This window comes from Pseudomonas grandcourensis (assembly GCF_039909015.1).
Taxonomy (GTDB): domain Bacteria; phylum Pseudomonadota; class Gammaproteobacteria; order Pseudomonadales; family Pseudomonadaceae; genus Aquipseudomonas; species Aquipseudomonas grandcourensis.
The window spans coordinates 3,413,927-3,430,215 of the sequence record NZ_CP150919.1 but is presented as its reverse complement, the minus strand read 5'-3'; the positions used below and the strand labels follow the sequence as shown (position 1 = coordinate 3,430,215).

14 protein-coding genes are annotated in these 16,289 nt (G+C 52.9%); 3 read left to right on the top strand and 11 right to left on the bottom strand.

Annotated elements, in window-relative coordinates; translation table 11 throughout:
* Positions 1-37: 37 nt before the first annotated feature.
* Both AABM52_RS15305 and AABM52_RS15300 read left to right on the top strand, forming a co-directional pair.
* Positions 38-817 (top strand): IclR family transcriptional regulator, encoded by a 780-nt coding sequence (locus AABM52_RS15305; RefSeq protein ID WP_090455766.1) that lies wholly within the window; start codon positions 38-40, stop codon positions 815-817.
* 443 nt (positions 818-1,260) lie between these two features.
* Positions 1,261-1,470, top strand: coding sequence for a hypothetical protein (locus AABM52_RS15300; RefSeq protein ID WP_347906584.1), 210 nt, complete (start codon positions 1,261-1,263; stop codon positions 1,468-1,470).
* A gap of 490 nt (positions 1,471-1,960) precedes the next feature.
* Here the strand turns inward: AABM52_RS15300 and AABM52_RS15295 are convergent, their stop codons facing one another.
* The 8 genes from AABM52_RS15295 to AABM52_RS15260 all read right to left on the bottom strand — a co-directional run bounded on the left by AABM52_RS15295 (position 1,961) and on the right by AABM52_RS15260 (position 11,849).
* The gene (locus tag AABM52_RS15295; protein WP_347912632.1) at positions 1,961-3,544 is read right to left on the bottom strand and encodes an aldehyde dehydrogenase (NADP(+)); all 1,584 of its coding nucleotides are present in this window, start codon (positions 3,542-3,544) and stop codon (positions 1,961-1,963) included.
* Between the two features lie 131 nt (positions 3,545-3,675).
* The gene (locus tag AABM52_RS15290) at positions 3,676-5,433 is read right to left on the bottom strand and encodes an FAD-dependent monooxygenase (protein WP_347906583.1); all 1,758 of its coding nucleotides are present in this window, start codon (positions 5,431-5,433) and stop codon (positions 3,676-3,678) included.
* A 171-nt stretch (positions 5,434-5,604) separates the two neighbouring features.
* Positions 5,605-6,855, bottom strand: a complete 1,251-nt coding sequence (gene mhpT / locus AABM52_RS15285) for a 3-(3-hydroxy-phenyl)propionate transporter MhpT (protein ID WP_347906582.1) — start codon at positions 6,853-6,855, stop codon at positions 5,605-5,607.
* 185 nt (positions 6,856-7,040) lie between these two features.
* Positions 7,041-8,060 (bottom strand): 4-hydroxy-2-oxovalerate aldolase, encoded by a 1,020-nt coding sequence (dmpG, locus tag AABM52_RS15280; protein WP_347906581.1) that lies wholly within the window; start codon positions 8,058-8,060, stop codon positions 7,041-7,043.
* 11 nt (positions 8,061-8,071) lie between these two features.
* A complete protein-coding gene (locus tag AABM52_RS15275; RefSeq protein WP_347906580.1) occupies positions 8,072-9,007 on the bottom strand; it encodes an acetaldehyde dehydrogenase (acetylating) in 936 nt (311 codons plus the stop codon).
* Between the two features lie 33 nt (positions 9,008-9,040).
* Entirely contained in the window at positions 9,041-9,835 is a 795-nt protein-coding gene (gene mhpD / locus AABM52_RS15270) for a 2-keto-4-pentenoate hydratase (RefSeq protein ID WP_347906579.1), read from the bottom strand.
* A gap of 118 nt (positions 9,836-9,953) precedes the next feature.
* Positions 9,954-10,823 (bottom strand): alpha/beta fold hydrolase, encoded by an 870-nt coding sequence (locus AABM52_RS15265; protein ID WP_347906578.1) that lies wholly within the window; start codon positions 10,821-10,823, stop codon positions 9,954-9,956.
* 78 nt (positions 10,824-10,901) lie between these two features.
* Positions 10,902-11,849, bottom strand: a complete 948-nt coding sequence (locus tag AABM52_RS15260) for a 3-carboxyethylcatechol 2,3-dioxygenase (RefSeq protein WP_347906577.1) — start codon at positions 11,847-11,849, stop codon at positions 10,902-10,904.
* Between the two features lie 472 nt (positions 11,850-12,321).
* Between AABM52_RS15260 and AABM52_RS15255 the strand changes: the two genes are divergently transcribed.
* The gene (locus tag AABM52_RS15255) at positions 12,322-12,999 is read left to right on the top strand and encodes a GntR family transcriptional regulator (RefSeq protein WP_347906576.1); all 678 of its coding nucleotides are present in this window, start codon (positions 12,322-12,324) and stop codon (positions 12,997-12,999) included.
* Between the two features lie 22 nt (positions 13,000-13,021).
* On the opposite strand, the gene AABM52_RS15250 is transcribed toward AABM52_RS15255, so the two are convergent.
* Genes AABM52_RS15250 through AABM52_RS15240 form a run of 3 tightly spaced genes read right to left on the bottom strand, consistent with a single transcriptional unit; the run spans position 13,022 to position 15,690 of the window.
* Positions 13,022-13,927, bottom strand: coding sequence for a transporter (locus tag AABM52_RS15250; RefSeq protein WP_347906575.1), 906 nt, complete (start codon positions 13,925-13,927; stop codon positions 13,022-13,024).
* Between the two features lie 59 nt (positions 13,928-13,986).
* The gene (locus AABM52_RS15245; protein WP_347906574.1) at positions 13,987-14,523 is read right to left on the bottom strand and encodes a cupin domain-containing protein; all 537 of its coding nucleotides are present in this window, start codon (positions 14,521-14,523) and stop codon (positions 13,987-13,989) included.
* 54 nt (positions 14,524-14,577) lie between these two features.
* Positions 14,578-15,690 carry a zinc-binding dehydrogenase gene (locus AABM52_RS15240; protein ID WP_347906573.1) on the bottom strand — a complete coding sequence of 371 codons (1,113 nt, stop codon included), beginning with the start codon at positions 15,688-15,690 and terminating at the stop codon, positions 14,578-14,580.
* Between the last annotated feature and the right edge of the window lie 599 nt (positions 15,691-16,289).

The following is a 16,289-nucleotide window of genomic DNA, read 5'->3' as shown; positions in this document are numbered from 1 at the left end:
TCTCCTGAGAGTTGATCCAACTGACAACGAGTGGGCCATGACCGAAGAACGCAACAGTTTGCATAATCAATCCCTGGAAAAAGGCCTGTCGGTACTCAAGGCATTCAGCGCACAGCGCCGTAGCATGAGCCTTGCAGAGGTGGCTGACGCCGCTGGCATGACCAAAAGCTCCGCGCAACGCATGGTGTTTACTCTGGAAAGCCTTGGTTACCTTCGGAAACACTCCCGCACACGCCATTACCAACTGACACCACGTGTGCTGGAACTCGGCTTCAGTTACCTGGATGCCCATTCGCTGATTGAAGTGGCCAACCCGTTCCTTTCCGAACTGACGCGCCTGACCGGGGAGACCTCCTGCCTTACTGAGCCAGCGGGCTACGACATGACCTACATTGCGCGATTTGTCAGCTCAGGTTTTGTGCCGGTGCATATGCCGATTGGGTCGCGCGTGCCGATGTATTGCACTGCGTCCGGCAGGGCTTACTTAAGCGCGCTGCCACAGGATGAAGCGTTGGTGTTGATTGAAAATAGCCAGCGAATCGCTCACACCAGCCATACGTTGACGCAGGTCGACAAGATCCTGGAGTCTCTTGAGGAAGTGCGCGAGCAAGGTTATGCGGTCAATACCCAAGAACTTTTTCTCGGTGATATGACCATCGGTGCACCTGTGCTGGGCGCTAATGGCCGACCGGTAGCTGCGGTGCATGTGGTAGCACCTACCAGTCGCTGGAGCCGCGCGGATGCCGAGCGGCAACTGGCACCGGCGCTGTTGCAATGCTCTCGTGCGTTGACCAACTCCGCGCGGAATTTAGATTGATCTCAAAGCGGCAGGGAGGGATCGTTTCTGCGCTTTTAATGAAGCCAGTTACGAAGTTTAAGTCGGTACGTGTTGCCGGCTTCTTTAAAACTGCGCTTTCAGCAGAGATCGCACCACACAGTCAAGATTTAAGGTGATTGACCACCACACTAGGCGATGACACCACGCGATAGAGGTCGTTGATTTTGTAGAGGGAGGTTCAGCTAGAAAGCATGATGTGTTCCGGGTCAGGACAGAGGTGGATGCTGTTTCCTCAGTGCTGAACACTCGATACCGTTGGTGCGTGGATGTTCCTACTTTGCCGACAGAGCATCTCGCTCGCCCTTATGCAGATGCTTAGAGAGCTGATTTCTAAAATGGAAGCGGTGATCTTAATCGCCCGGTAGCTAGAACGGGAATAGCACCAGCCTGCTACGCTGACCTCTTTCCATGGAGGTATCCCCATGTCGGATTCAGACCTACTCCCTTCCCTACTCTTCAAGATCAATCAGAACCAACTCGCCCTCGAAGCCGCAATCATGGAGCTGACGCTTTGGGTTGAGCAGCGTGGATCAGCGGAAGTCGCCGGCAACGTTCGTGGTGCTTTGGACACAATCAGCAAGAATGAGGTGTTCATCAACATGACGCTTGCTGTGCTTATGACGTCTGAGTGAAGCCAATCGCCAGTGAGGTCGAACAGCAACTGGTTCGCCCCCTTAACTACCGACCAGTCGAGCGGATGTGGAGAGAGCAGAGTGCTGACCACGGGTCGCGTCTCTTTGAAGAAAAAGGGCAGCCACCGAAAAAACAAACTCTCCTGGTATACTTAAAAACTTGTTCCGAAAACTGGCTCCAGTTCGGTTGCAGAGATTTGCTACTGAAGCCGAAAAAAAAGGCAGCAAAGGATCACCTTGCCGCCCGACCCCATTGAAGGGAAGTTTAACTTCACAAAGGAACACGCCGTGATGGGTTATACGTCACGTACACGCAGCACCGATAAAGGTGCTGAATGTCTACAGCAGCTATTGCGTCGATGGCTGCGAAAAGTTCTGTTCTGAATTTCTTAGTAGCTTCAGCTTTTGGTGTCGGCAGCAGATCCAGCACTTACCAACGCGATGGCTTATTGATTTTTGATGCCAAATCCGAGGTCAGCTCCCGTCCGTTTCAGAAGATGGGATCGCTAGTCCAGATGCCATTTACCAGACGTTTAAGTCCGAGTGGGTTGGCGTTCTGCAAGGCCTTAGGCAGTAAAGCGTCCGGAAAATTTTGATGGCAAACAGGGCGCAGGAATCGGTCGATCGCCAGAGTACCCACTGAAGTACCGCGAGCATCGGAGGTCGCCGGGTACGGGCCGCCATGAACCATCGCATCGCAGACTTCAACGCCAGTCGGGTAACCGTTGACCAAGATGCGGCCGACTTTTTCTTCAAGTAAAGGAACCAGCCACTGGTACCGCTTCAGGTCGGTCGGCTCACCGATTAGTGTGGCCGTTAGCTGGCCGCGCAAGGCCCGCAATGCGCCCTCCAACTCGGTGTCATCAGCGACTTCGATCAGCAAGGTGGTAGGGCCAAATACCTCCTCTTGCAACAACAGATCACCATTAAGCAGCAAACTCACGTCGGCTTTGAATAGCTGAGCCTCGGCCTGTTTACCTTCCTGAGTCTTGCCTGCAAGATGGGTCACACCTGGGTGCGACAGCAGATGCTCCACGCCCTGACGGTAGCTGCGCAGACCACCTGAATTAAGCATGGTTTGTGGTGCCTGAGCACCTAGATGCTCTTTTAGAATATCGGTGAAGGCATCCAGTTCAACCGAGCGAATACCGATAACCAAGCCCGGATTGGTACAAAACTGGCCGGCTCCCATCACCACCGAAGCAGCAAGCTCCCTCGCGATCGTTACACCGCGAGCGGCCAACGCACCTGGGAGTAAAACCACCGGATTGATGCTCGACATTTCAGCGAACACCGGGATTGGTTGTGGACGTTCGCTGGCGATCTTACATAGGGCAGTGCCACCGGCCAAAGAGCCGGTAAAACCTACTGCTTGTATAGCCGGATGTTTCACCAGCCCCTCTCCGACGCCGGAACCAAAGATCATATTGAACACGCCCTTCGGCATGCCGGAGCGCTCAGCAGCCCGGACAATTGCGCAGCCCACCATATCCGCTGTGGCCATATGACCACTGTGGGCCTTCAATACAACTGGGCAGCCGGCAGCCAATGCAGCGGCGGTGTCCCCTCCTGCGGTGGAGAAAGCCAACGGAAAGTTACTGGCACCGAACACGGCTACTGGGCCAATACCGATTCGGTACTGGCGCAAGTCGACACGGGGCATCGGCTTGCGGTCTGGAAGGCTCTGGTCAATGCGAACACCAAGGAAATCTCCATAGCGGACGACTTTAGCGAATAACCGCATCTGGCCACTCGTACGCGCTCGCTCGCCTTGGATGCGCGCAATTGGTAGCGCAGTTTCCTGACATACAATCGCAACGAAATCATCACCTAACTGATCCAACTCGTCAGCAATGGCGTCAAGGAACTCCGCGCGGCGAACCGTACTTATCTGGCGAAATTCACAAAATGCTGCCTTTGCAGCCTGAGCAGCAGCATTGATTTCAGCGTCGATCGCCTGGTAGAAGCTGTAAGGCAAGACTTCACCAGTGGTGGCATCGATACTCTTATGCAGAGGTTGGCCAAAACCGCTGCGACCGCCTCCAATGAAATGCTGACCAAGAACTATAGGCATCAATATTTTCCTGCGGTTGAAGATCTCGAAAGCCGTCACGCGAATGTGACTAGGCATATCGCCTTCACGGAAGATAGGAGTTGAGCCCCATGGGGAAAGGGAGCGTCACGCTTGAACGCCCCCACCCTTATTCAGAGGCTAGTGTCGAGGATCCCTTCCAATGCACTCCGCAACTGATTCAAGGCTTCGCTCTCGCTCCATACCGCTTCTGATTGTCTCCATGCGATATAACCGTCAGGCCGAACAAGGATGGCCCCGGCTTCATGGATTTCCCGGACACGCTGCCAATCGAAATACGGATCGGCTGTTCCCTTGGCACCTGTAACCACGGTACGGAGGAATGGCAAATTCAGCTCCCGAACAGCTTCCACCCATGCCTGACCAGCCAAGCCTGTAACCAGGGAGAACTTCCCTTTACCCGTCACATCAAGTGTTGAGGTACGCAATCCATTTTTGTCGACCAGCCACACGTGAGGGATTTTGGCACCAGGGCGTGTAGTGGCTTGCAGATAGAGCTGCTTGTCACGTGACCAGCGTTCTTCACCTGCCTTTTCATCTACTACTACGGCATTGGATTCATAGCGTTGGTTGAGCTCAACCCCTTGGGCATTGAATTCATAGTTTTTGAGTTCAAGGGCTTTTTGTAGCAGCTCGCGAGTTTGAACACCCTCGGCAGAAGGGTCACGCATCCGCTGCAGCAGCTTCTCGACAGTGTCGGTTTCCTGATTCATGCGGAAGCATTCTTTGAATGGTGCGTAGTCGGCGCGAGACTGATTGGCCCTCGTCACGATTTGTTTACCAACCGGCGCTCGCTCCAGTGAATATGAGTCCAACAGTGCCTCACCCGCGTAGCCTTTAATTACGTAAGCAAGCTTCCAAGCTAGGTTGAATCCATCTTGGAGAGAGGTATTAGATCCCAGGCCGCTGGAAGGTGGATGGCGATGCACCGCATCACCACCACAATGCACGCGTCCTTTTGAGTAGTAAGTGGCATACGCCTGATTCACGTACCAAGTCGAGTTTTTCTCAACTTCAACTTCGAGCTCTGGATCGCCGACAAGAGTGCGAATGCGTTCCAGCACGTGCGCTGGAGAGAAGTCGGGTTCGCCCTTGGACATATCGAAGCCCCAGCCAGCGATCCACTGATCCCAAGGCCGTACTGCCCGCAGTAAACCTAAGCCGATTTCGCCGAAACCAGCCACAGGATTTGCGATCCACTGGAGTACGCTTGGGCGATGAGCAACATAGCGGCTCAAGTCAGCGTTGAAAATCACATAAGCTGTCCCCGCGCGCGCCATCTCACCTTCGATTGGGAGACCAATGTGTTCGGCAATTTTGGAGCGGGCACCGTCAGCTCCAACCAGATATTGAGTCCGCACGGTATATTCGCGCCCACTCAGTACATCCTTGAGCGTGACAGTAACGCCGTCGTCGTCTTGGACGTGACTCATGTACTCGGTATTGAAAGAGAACTGCGCTCCCCTTTCCGCCGCGTGCTGCACCAAAATCGGTTCCATAAGCGGCTGAGTAATATCTACCATAGGGCATGGACTGCCCAGAATGTAGTCACCTTTTCGCGCTTCACCGGAACCCCAAGTTCTCATACGAGCGATTTCTTCACCCGCGAGACTTGTAGTGATTAGGGTATCGCCCATCTGCTCCCAAGGGGTCGCATGCTTTAGCACGACATCTTCCACCCCGAGATCCCGCATGGCTTCCATAGCACGCTGGTTCGTGATGTGGGCCCGCGGGGAGTTCGCTAGATAGTTGAACATTGTGATGACCCGAACACGTACCCCGTACGTAGCTAATGCCAGGGCTGTGGTGGCGCCTGCAGGCCCAGTGCCAACCACAAGTACGTCGGTATCGAACTGCTTGGAATCGTTCATTTTTGTTATCTCCATCAAACGCAGATTTGTAGTTATTTTCTGGCTTTAGCTATTTGCTCGCTTGCACCTCGGCAAGCGTCAGGCAGGTGCGTCAACTTGTCGCTGCTGAACCATTATCTTGCATGCTAGCATGCAGGTGATTCACAGTAAATATTGTTTGCCCCCCTCTCATCAGCTTTCGCCGAGCACAACTGCCTTAGCTGCAGAGCCAAATTTGGGCTGATCTTCGGCACTTTTCCTCGCGCCAGACAGGAAGCACAGAGAAATTGCGGCAACGACAATGCCTGGTGCACAAGCAAGCATCACACCTGCCGTACCGGTGCCCATCGCCAACATTTTCCCTACCACCAGAGGGCCACTCATGGCTCCTAGGCGACCAATAGCCACCGCGCTACCTACACCTGTAACTCGCCCAAGCGCTGGGTAGAACATCGGGGCCAACGCGTAGAGCACGCTCTGCCCGCCGGTGGTAAACATTCCTGCTATAAATCCAGCAACCACCATCGCCGCCAACGATACTGAAAAGTAAAGTGCAGCCAACGCACTCAAAATACCTAGGTAAATGACCACAGACATCACCCAGGTCGGCAGCCTGTCCATTAGCGCGCCAAGCAAAAGTGTTCCAACTGCTGCTCCAATTTGCATAGAAAGCACCACCCAACTCGCTTCCTTGCTGGTGAAGCCTTGCGCGATAAGTAGGCTGGGCAGCCAGTTAATTAGAATGTAGGTAACCATCAGAGTGAAAAAGAAACTAACCCACAACAATGTCGTTGGTTTGCCCCGTCCTTCCTTGAACAACAGCGCAGGTAAGGTGAAGCCCTCCCCTGTGGCTTTTTCATAGGCCTGAGATTCTGGCAGGTAAAAACCGAGTAACGGCACGATCAAAAGCGGTACAAATCCACCTACGTAAAAGACCAACTGCCAGCCCACACCAAAATCGTTCACACCTATCATTGCGGCGCATGCAGCACCAAGAGGTACACCGCAATACATCATGCTTACTGCCGTCCCACGAAGCTTTGCACCAGCAACCTCGGAGGTGAGAGCAATCAGGTTTGGTAAGGATGCTCCCAATCCAGCACCGGTCAGGAAGCGAGCAACAACAAGGCTGTTGAAATCCCAGGCGACTGCTGTGACCAACGAGAAAATGCCAAAAAGTGCAACAGATCCCATCAATACGCGCTTGCGGCCAAGATGATCCGCCAAACGGCCACCGATGAACGCGCCCGGGAGCATGCCCAATATACCGGCACTGAAAATCCAGCCCATGTGCAGCTTGTCGATCTCAAATGCCGCCATCATTCCTTGAGCTGCGATACCTGGAGCCTGGAGATCCAAACCCTCCATAAGTGCAACCATGAAACAAAGAATGATCGTAGTAACAAGTCGAACCCGCGAATGGGTGACAGAGGAAATGTTCATCGAGCCTCCTCCAGTTTAAGTACCGAACAAGTAGGCTGCAGGGAGACAAGAATTTTTTACAAGGAAAATCGCGGACGAGCGAATCCTCACCCACCAAAAAGTCGTGGAGCGTTTTCATGGTGTTGACCCATTGTTATTGTTCTATGTGGTGAATCGAATGGCCGCTGTGAAAAGCGGCCAGAAACTCATCGTTTAAGAAGATCGAGCGCGACATCGACAATCATGTCTTCTTGGCCACCCACCATTCGGCGCTTACCAAGCTCGACCAAGATATCGATGGTTTTGAGTCCGTATTTTTCTGCTGCAATTTCGGAGTGACGTAGAAAGCTCGAGTAGACACCGGCATAACCCAATGCGAGCGTTTCACGGTCAACGCGCACAGGTCGATCCTGCAGTGGACGCACAATGTCGTCTGCAGCATCCATCAGGGTGTAGAGGTCTGTCCCATGATTCCAGCCGAGTCGCTCTGCCGCCGCGATGAAAACCTCAAGAGGCGCGTTACCTGCCCCTGCGCCCATGCCTGCTAAGCTGGCGTCGATTCGATCACAACCTTCCTCTACTGCAGTGATGGAGTTAGCAACTCCGAGGCTCAGATTGTGATGTGCATGCATACCAGTCTGAGTCTCAGGCTTAAGCACAGCCTTGAACGCTTGGAATCGATCACGGATGTCCTGCATGTTCATGGCTCCACCGGAGTCAGCCATATACACGCAAGTCGCGCCGTAGCTTTCCATCAGCTTCGCTTGCTCGGCGAGTTTCTCCGGCGCGACCATGTGGCTCATCATTAGAAAGCCCACAGTGTCCATCCCCAGCTCGCGGGCATATTCAATATGCTGCTTAGAGACGTCTGCCTCCGTGCAGTGTGTCGCCACCCGAACTACACGTGCCCCAGCATTATAAGCAGCCTTCAAATCATGCACCGTGCCGATACCTGGCAGCAGCAGGGTAGCGATCTTGGCGTGTTTGATCACATCGGCCGCCGCCTCGATCCACTCGAGGTCTGTATGCGCAGCAAATCCGTAGTTGAAGCTGGAGCCCTGAAGGCCATCACCATGAGCAACCTCGATCGAATCGACCTTGGCAAGATCAAGCGCACGTGCAATGTCCTGAACATTTTGGATGGAGTACTGGTGGCGGATAGCGTGGCTACCGTCACGTAGGGTCACATCAGAGATGTAGAGTTTTTTTGTCAAATCGATGGTCATGACGGTTCTCCTCAAGCGTTCAGCATCGACTGTGCCATGCGATCTGCAGTAGCCAGCGCAGCAGACGTCATGATGTCGAGATTGCCGGCATACGCCGGCAAATAATGGGCGGCACCTTCAACTTCAAGAAAGATCGAGGTTTTCAAACCAGAGAATTTGCCAAGGCCAGGGATGTTCAGCGGAGCATTTTCAGGAATAACGTCAAACTGAACTTTTTGCTTCAAACGGTACCCAGGCACATAGGCATTTACCGCCGCAGCCATTTCCTCGACAGACGCTTCGACTTGTGCCTGATCAACCGCTTCGGACAGAACAAATACGGTATCTCGCATCATCAAAGGCGGCTCAGCAGGATTCATCACAATGATCGCCTTACCACGAGCAGCGCCACCAACGACCTCAATTGCTTTAGAGGTGGTTTCGGTAAATTCATCAATGTTCGCACGAGTGCCAGGGCCCGCTGATTTACTAGCGATAGATGCGATGATTTCTGCGTAATGGACTTTCGCCACGCGCGATACTGCCGCCACCATTGGTATCGTCGCCTGGCCACCGCAGGTGACCATATTGACATTTAAGGCCTTCAGGTTGGCCTCAAGATTCACTACGGGAATGCAGTACGGGCCAATTGCCGCTGGTGTCAGGTCAATCAAACGAATGCCTGGTTTGACACTGCGAAGAAAGGCATCATTTTTTACGTGGGCACCTGCACTGGTCGCATCGAATACGAAATCGATTTCTGAAAAAATCGGCAGCTTCGTCAGCCCTTCTACACCTTCATGAGTAATCGCAATACCTAGGCGAGCGGCTCGAGCCAAACCGTCAGAGTTTGGATCGATACCGACCATCGCGCCCATTTCCAAGTGTTTGGAATTGCGCATGATCTTAATCATCAGGTCAGTGCCGATATTACCTGGGCCAATGATTGCGACTTTTAATTTTTTCATGGTTTTATTCTCTGTGTGCTCGCAACTGACCGATCACTCGGCACTGAACTCCACCGCAACTGTGCCTATTCCACTAATAGTTGCTTCGAAGCGATCGCCTGCCGCAACTGGCGCCATTGGCCCCAGTGCCCCGGTCAAAATTATGTCTCCCGCTTTGAGCGGTTCACCCAAGCTAGCCATGGTGCGCGCCAACCAGACCGCGGCGTTGAGCGGGTGCCCTAGGCATTGAGCTCCACTACCAGCGGAAACCTCTTCACCATTCCGGGTCATCTGCATCGTCGCTTCGCGCAAATCGACGCCATCCAAGCGGCGAGCCGGCCCACCCAGTACAAAGCATCCACTGGATGCATTGTCAGCAACGGTATCGACAAACCGAATGTTCCAACCCTGCACGCGGCTACCCACCACCTCCAACGCTGGAACCACCCAACCAGTTGCAGCCATAACATCGGCAAAACTGGTATCGATGCGAGGCAAATCTGACTCCAAAATTAGAGCAATCTCAGCTTCGATCTTTGGCTGCAAAATACTTTTGACCGGGACTGTCTCGTTGTCGCCGAAACACATATCAGCAAACAGAGTGCCGAAATCGGGCTGGTCTACCCCTAGTTGCTGTTGAACCTTCTTATTTGTCAGGCCGATCTTCCTGCCGACTACTCGTCGTCCCTCGGCGCACGCGTGAGCGACATTTAGGCGCTGGATGCTGTAAGCAGCCTGGGCATTGTCTTCACCGATCCGGTCGCGCAATGGCTCGATCGGCTCACCGCTAATCTGGGCCTGGCGCAAGGCTCCGGCCAGTTGTTCCAAGGTCTGTTGTGTCACACTCATAACTCACCTCTAAAGTTGCACGCTGCACAAGCTCAGCCCGAAACCCTGCCTGGAGGGTATCGGGCATGCCTAACGCCGGAGTGGGAGGAACCGAAGTCCGCCGGCGCCAGGAGCCCGATCAGTGGGTTAGGAAATCAAGCACCATTCGATTGAATTTGTCGGCATGCTCCCACTGAGCCCAGTGTCCGCAAGCGTTGAAAACATGCAGCTCGGAGTTTGGAATGCCAGCGATCAACCGCAGACCAGTGTCCATCGGCACGAAGCGATCGTTGCGCCCCCAGATAACCAACGTCTGCGCCTTGATCTCTGAGAGCCGATGCCCGAAGTCAGGGAACTGCTTAGGGTTGGCATCGATACTTTTGACGAAGTTTTCCAGGTGTTCGCGCTGGCTCAGCATATTGTCCAGACGCCCCTGGAAAAGCTCATCGGTCAGAGCGCTGCTGTCATAGACGAAAACCTTCATCATCTTTTTGAGGTTTTCAATGTTTGGCTCGCGATAAACGCCCTGGATCAGTTTGATGCCTTCAGTTGGCATTGGCACAAAAGAACTGGCCCCGCCGGTACCACCACCCATCAAGACCAACTTCCCTACCCGCTCAGGGTTGTCCAATGCGAAGGCCACAGCGGTGTGGCCACCCATGGAGTTACCTACGAGGTGGACGCGATCCAGCCCTAGCGCATTAACGAAGCCCTTCAAAGCGACCGCATTCAAGTGTGAGCGTGAACCCGTGCACACGACCGGATCGCTTTTACTCCAGCCGGGGCAGTCCATAAGGATGACGCGATAACCTGCATCGACAAAGGTGTCGATGTTCCGGTTGAAGTTGGCCCAGCCACTGGCACCCGGCCCCGAGCCGTGAAGCATGATGACGGTCTCATTCCCCTCACCTGCGTCGTTGTAGTGCAATTGAAATTCGAGATCGCCCTCTTTAATTCGAACGAGCTTGCTGGTGTTGGCTTCGGTAAAAGTCTGGCTGGTAGATGTCATCTCGTATTCCTTCATTTAATTAGAAGACAGGAAAATCCCGTTGATGAAAGTCCGGTTCCGTGAGCTACAACACGTAGTTCAGCGATTGGTCGGGTGAGCGCTAAGCGCACCAAAGCCTGCAATCCACTCCGGGATCTCTCGGTAATAACGATTAGTTGTTTGGTAGCGCCCATAACTTGAAAGCGCTCCAAAAGCAGCTACCCAGGCTTTGACCTCATGCGTCGATTTGCCCGCAACTGCCGATAGCTCGTCATTCACTAGCGCATCCAGTTCCTCGATGCGCCCGGCCTCAAGGGTGTCGAGAAAGTATTGATCCCATTCCGGGTTTAATGGATGGAGGGAATTTTGATCCTCAACAAATCGATACGCGGCTTCGATCACTCGCTGCGTCCGAGCCTCACGCTCGTCTGGCGGCAAGTTGCGCCCACTACCCAGCAGCCGATCTTTCATGCGCGGGTTCGCCGTAGCCAACTCAGGTACGGGAGGTTGATGGGATAGCCCGCCAGAGCCCAGTAGCAATACTCGTTTGTTCAAGCTCAACGCGAACCGACCAACCGCTTCGCCCATTAGCCGAACACGCTTGAAGTTCGGCATGGGCTTAGCAAGACAATTGATGAATATCGGAATGACAGGGCAGCGATCTAGCCCCCCTAGCAGAAGCTCGAGAGGTTGGGCAAAACCATGGTCGACTTGCATCCGGTAGGACACAGCAGCGTCGATTCCTGAATCCAGAACAGCACTGGCGCACTGCTCAGCCAAGTCCATAGGTACCGTGAGGGTGCCAGCAACAGACCCGAAATCACCTACTGCTTCAGCGGCGGTGCCGATGCAGAAAGATGGCATCACGTCGTAGAAGAAACCGTTGTAGTGGTCTGGGGCAAAGAGGATGACCAGCTCTGGGTCAAACTGCGCGATTCGGTCTCGGGCCGCAGCGACATCGGCGTCGATCTCTGCAAGCACTGCAGGAGCTGGATCGACCAGGCCGACCAAAGGGGTGTGCGACAGACAATGCAAAAGAACACTCATACCCATACACCTTGTTCTGCGCTGGAGAGCGGTGTGAAAACACTCCCGGGGCACATTAACGACGGCTTCGGATTCAATGCGGCGCTTGCTGGCTGCAGCGGCCTGCCATTCCCAGGCATGGCCTAGGAGTGAAGCACGTCGTTATGCGTACGCTTTTGTTGTTGGTGAAATCATCATGCACTCTCACATGCTAGCATGCAAGTGCATTTTCAGCAGTGATCTCAACTCACTCTGCATTCCGACCTACGGTTTCTGCATAGCCTCGACCCGATAGCAAAACCATCCAGCTCAATGCTGTCGCAAACTGGCAACACATGCTAGCATGCAAGATGTCAATCTCTATGTAGCCAACTGGTCAATTCTGCAGTCATGCTTCAAGACTAATTCATCCTTGTAGATCAATGCTCTGCCTACTAAAGTGACTCGTCTGAAGTCCGTTTCGGCGAAAAACCACCACATATTCCGAAGACCTATGAATACGTCTAATAAGAAAGTCGCGATCTATCAGGAAATTCTCCAACGCCTTTTGACCCGGCGGTATCTCTTCGGCGAAAAAATCTTTGTCAAAGAAATAAGTGAGTCTACGGGGGTAAGCCGGCAACCCATCATGACTGCGCTGAACAGCCTCCAGGAGCGGGGTTTTGTGCAGATCATCGCGCAGGTAGGTTGCCAAGTCGTTCAGCCCAGTGCCGACGAGGTAGCGGATTTTTATAAGATGTTCGCGAACACAGAGGGGCTTATCGCCAGTCTGGCAGCAGAGCGGGGAACACCTGCCGAGGTTGCCAGGATGAAGGAGCTTAATGAGAAAATCGCGCAGATTAATCCTACGCACAGCGATGCATCAGATAGCTACCGCCGCCTTAATGTAGATTTTCATAGGCTTCTACATGCTATGGCACGATCACCGATCGTATCGACACGCCAAATGGCCAACTTCGAGCTTTCCGACTTTTTTATCGTCCAAAGCTGCGGTTTTGGTGCCCACCTGCACGATGTTACAGATGAGCATGATGAAATTATTGCTGCGCTGACGACACGCAATAGTGAAATTTCTAAAATTGCCGCGATGAAACATATAGAAAGTGTCTCACGGCACGTCGTCGAAGCCTTACAAGCGCCTGAGAATATTGAAATGACCGCCACCGCCTGAGGGCAGTGACGGTCATTATCACTCAAAGTGGTAGAGCAGCTTCCAGCCAAATCGAGTCGCCCATTGGGCCATTCTTAACATTCGTCTCATGCAACCATTTCAATACGACACCGGTTGCTTGGTCGAAGGAGTAAAACAGCTGAGGGCCTACGGCAAACTTTTCCAGGCGGTTCCCTCCAGGTACTCGGTCACCATTGATGTCGTCATCTGTGGTTTGCTTGGTGTAGTAACCCGCGAGCCCCAGCTGTAGCTTCGGCATAGACTCAAACCGATATCCAACCATGTAATCCACATTAAAAACTTCACCCGAGCGATAGTCTGTGTCTCTGTTTCGCTGATTGAATGAGTACGTTGGTGCGAGCGACACCTCCCAGTTAGGGTGTGGAAACCATGTTAGCGCAAACTCTGACATATACGTCAGGTAGTTAGGCGTTGTATTCGCCAGTTCATCTTTATCATAGCCACCCAGCGGCGCAAATACGCTTAAACCACCTAACAGATGCAGTTCAGGCGTAGGTGAGTAGAGAACATTGAGCGGCGTAATGTAAGCTTGCCGCATTCCTGTTTTCTCGTCCGACTGCCCGCCCGCCTTAACTTTTATATGCCCGCCAGAAGCAATAATACCGCTAGAAAATTGCACCCCAGAGTCAGTCTGATAATCCCAAGTATGAACCAGCCTCAACGCCTGAACGAAGTTTTCCAATTTGAAGTTTGGCACCACCGACTTTCCGGAATTATCCTTAAAGCTATCAGCGTGATAATACACGGTATAGCTATAGAACTCGGTAACTCCAGGCGGAGGCATCAGAGCAGGAACAACGGTTTGCACCCCTAGCGGCCACGTAGTGTCGCCATTCTCAGTAGCAAAACCCACCTCCATATAAGAGGCAGCAGCGATTAGCAGGCACACGCTAGCATGAGCTTTCATAAGCAATCTCATTTTTGTTTTCTTTATGTGGATTCTTCGGAAGAAGCTGGCTCTTTAAGTCAGTCTCGCCGAGACCCGATTAGAATGAAGGCAAGTGTGGCTGGTTGTTCGCTGCGATTTCGCCAAGCATGAACATTACCCTGTTGGATAATCACGTTATGTTTCTCAAGTTTTTCGACAACACCACCATCTAACTCCAACCAAACAGTGCCTTCGAGCACAATGCCGTAGTCGATGGTAGGTGTGGTATGCATACCGGGGTTCTCAGGGTCAAAATGCTCAACCAAACCTGTCAGCTGTTTCTGTTGCTCTGCATAGGCGGCCGCCGGGTCAAAATCCTCAGACATAAATACCGAGTCTGGGGGGAACGTCACGATCAACAGACGCGATTCACCCGGTGCAGGGACATAAGAAGAAGCTGGTGTGATCGGATCATCAACCGCTTCCAAATGTGAACTCGATGGGGAAGTTGCCCATACTAACGCCGTGGAAAAACCTGGGATGCTCTGGTATTGATGATGACGAGGTACTGCTCCATCACTCAGGATCACTGAGCGGCCATCGACAGTTCCAGTCACTAGACGTCTGATAGTCATGTTGATCAGCCTTTCTTTAGAAGAGGCGCCACTGAATCGTGGCGCCGAAAAGTTTTAGTGCCCTGGAGTGACAACGACGTTGGTAAAACCGCCCTTTCGATCTTCCAACGCATCCAGTGCCTCGTTGACACGAGACAGCGGGAAAACTTCCTGATCAAAAACCGTTAGATCCAATGTTCCAGCAGCCGCCATTTCAGCCATGTCCTGACCTTCCGCCACAGAAAACCACAACGAACCAATTACGCTGATCTGGTAGCACATTAGCTTGAACATTGGCACTGGAAGGTCTTCCGACATCCCACCGATGTCGACCATCCGGCCACCACGACGCAATGCCTGGATACCAGCGACGCTGATTTGATGCGGCGCACCCGGCCCGATAGCGTCGATAAATACATCTGCCCCTAAATCATCGGTATGCCCATGCACCCAAGATTCGATGGACTCTTCACCTATTGAGTGTATGTGGACACGAGTGGGATCAAGCTGGCGGACGCGTTCCAGCAGTTGAGGGTTACGTGCCATGGCGAGTACTTTCGTTGCGCCCATTGCGAGCGCAAGCATGACCGCGCCAAGCCCCAGCGTGCCTGAAGCACCGCTGATCAAAACGGTTTGACCAGCACCGACATTCGCCTTACGAAGAGCGGAATAAGCAGTGCCCAGGTAGCCAAATCGGCAACCCTGCTCAAAGCTAATAGCCTCAGGAAGTTTGACCAAGCTATTAACAGGCACAGTCATGTATTCGCAGAATCCACCATATGGATAGTCCTCGAAGACTCGTTGAGATCCTGGCCCAAAACCAAAATAGCCTTGGAACGTGAACGCGGTGCAATTCAAATGCTGCCCACGTAGACACGAATGACAAGAGCCACAGCCACGCCCCGGATTTACATAAACCCTGTCCCCAGGTTTGACGTTGTGCACCTGACTACCGACTGATTTGACTACACCAGCAGCATCCAGGCCATAGATGGCCGGAAGCTTCGGCAAAGGCAGGTATGGAAACCAGGTTGGATAATGGGCAGTGACGTTGCGTAGGTTTGGAACGACATTGCAGGCCTTCACCTCAACAAGGACGTCTGTCGGGCCACAGGACGGAATGTCAATCTGGTCAATTGTGAAGGTTGGGCCGACTTCGTGAAGTCGAGCAGCTTGCATTTTGCTCATGGTTTTATCCTTATTAGGAGAGCGTGCACGGAGACACCCGCCACCGGCAGATGTAATGGATTTGACTTATGTTCGGGTTGATCAGCTAGGTGATTCGCAAGGAGATGCGCATCGCTGAGTGCTTCTGAAAGGCATATCAGGGGGGTAGCAAACAGTGGAAAGTCGAGCTCTTGGGATTGAGCCCTAAAGGGCCAACAGAGCGAAAGACAGGAGTGGAAAACAGGGCTGCGGGAGACATTTTCATGCTGCACCATTTTTTTGTTGTTGGAATCATCTTGCCCACTTAAATACTAGCATGCAAGTGTTTTTTCTTGAATGAATTCACCGCTCACCCCTTGTCTCACCTTACCTTGCGACGAGCCTCGTCTATCAGCTCAACCGCCTCAAGATTGCCGTAACCGCGCACATCCTGAGAGGTAATCGAGCCCAAGCATCTCGACGGCATCGGGGTGGTGTACATCACGTTCAACGGGGATCTGAAATGGCGAGACGTACACTTAATCGGCCCCTGTTCTAGCGTGCCAGACGGAGCCTGGCACACGGTTGTCGAAACCTTTTTGGAAACTCACAGGGGACTAGAATTGCACAAAATAGCCGTC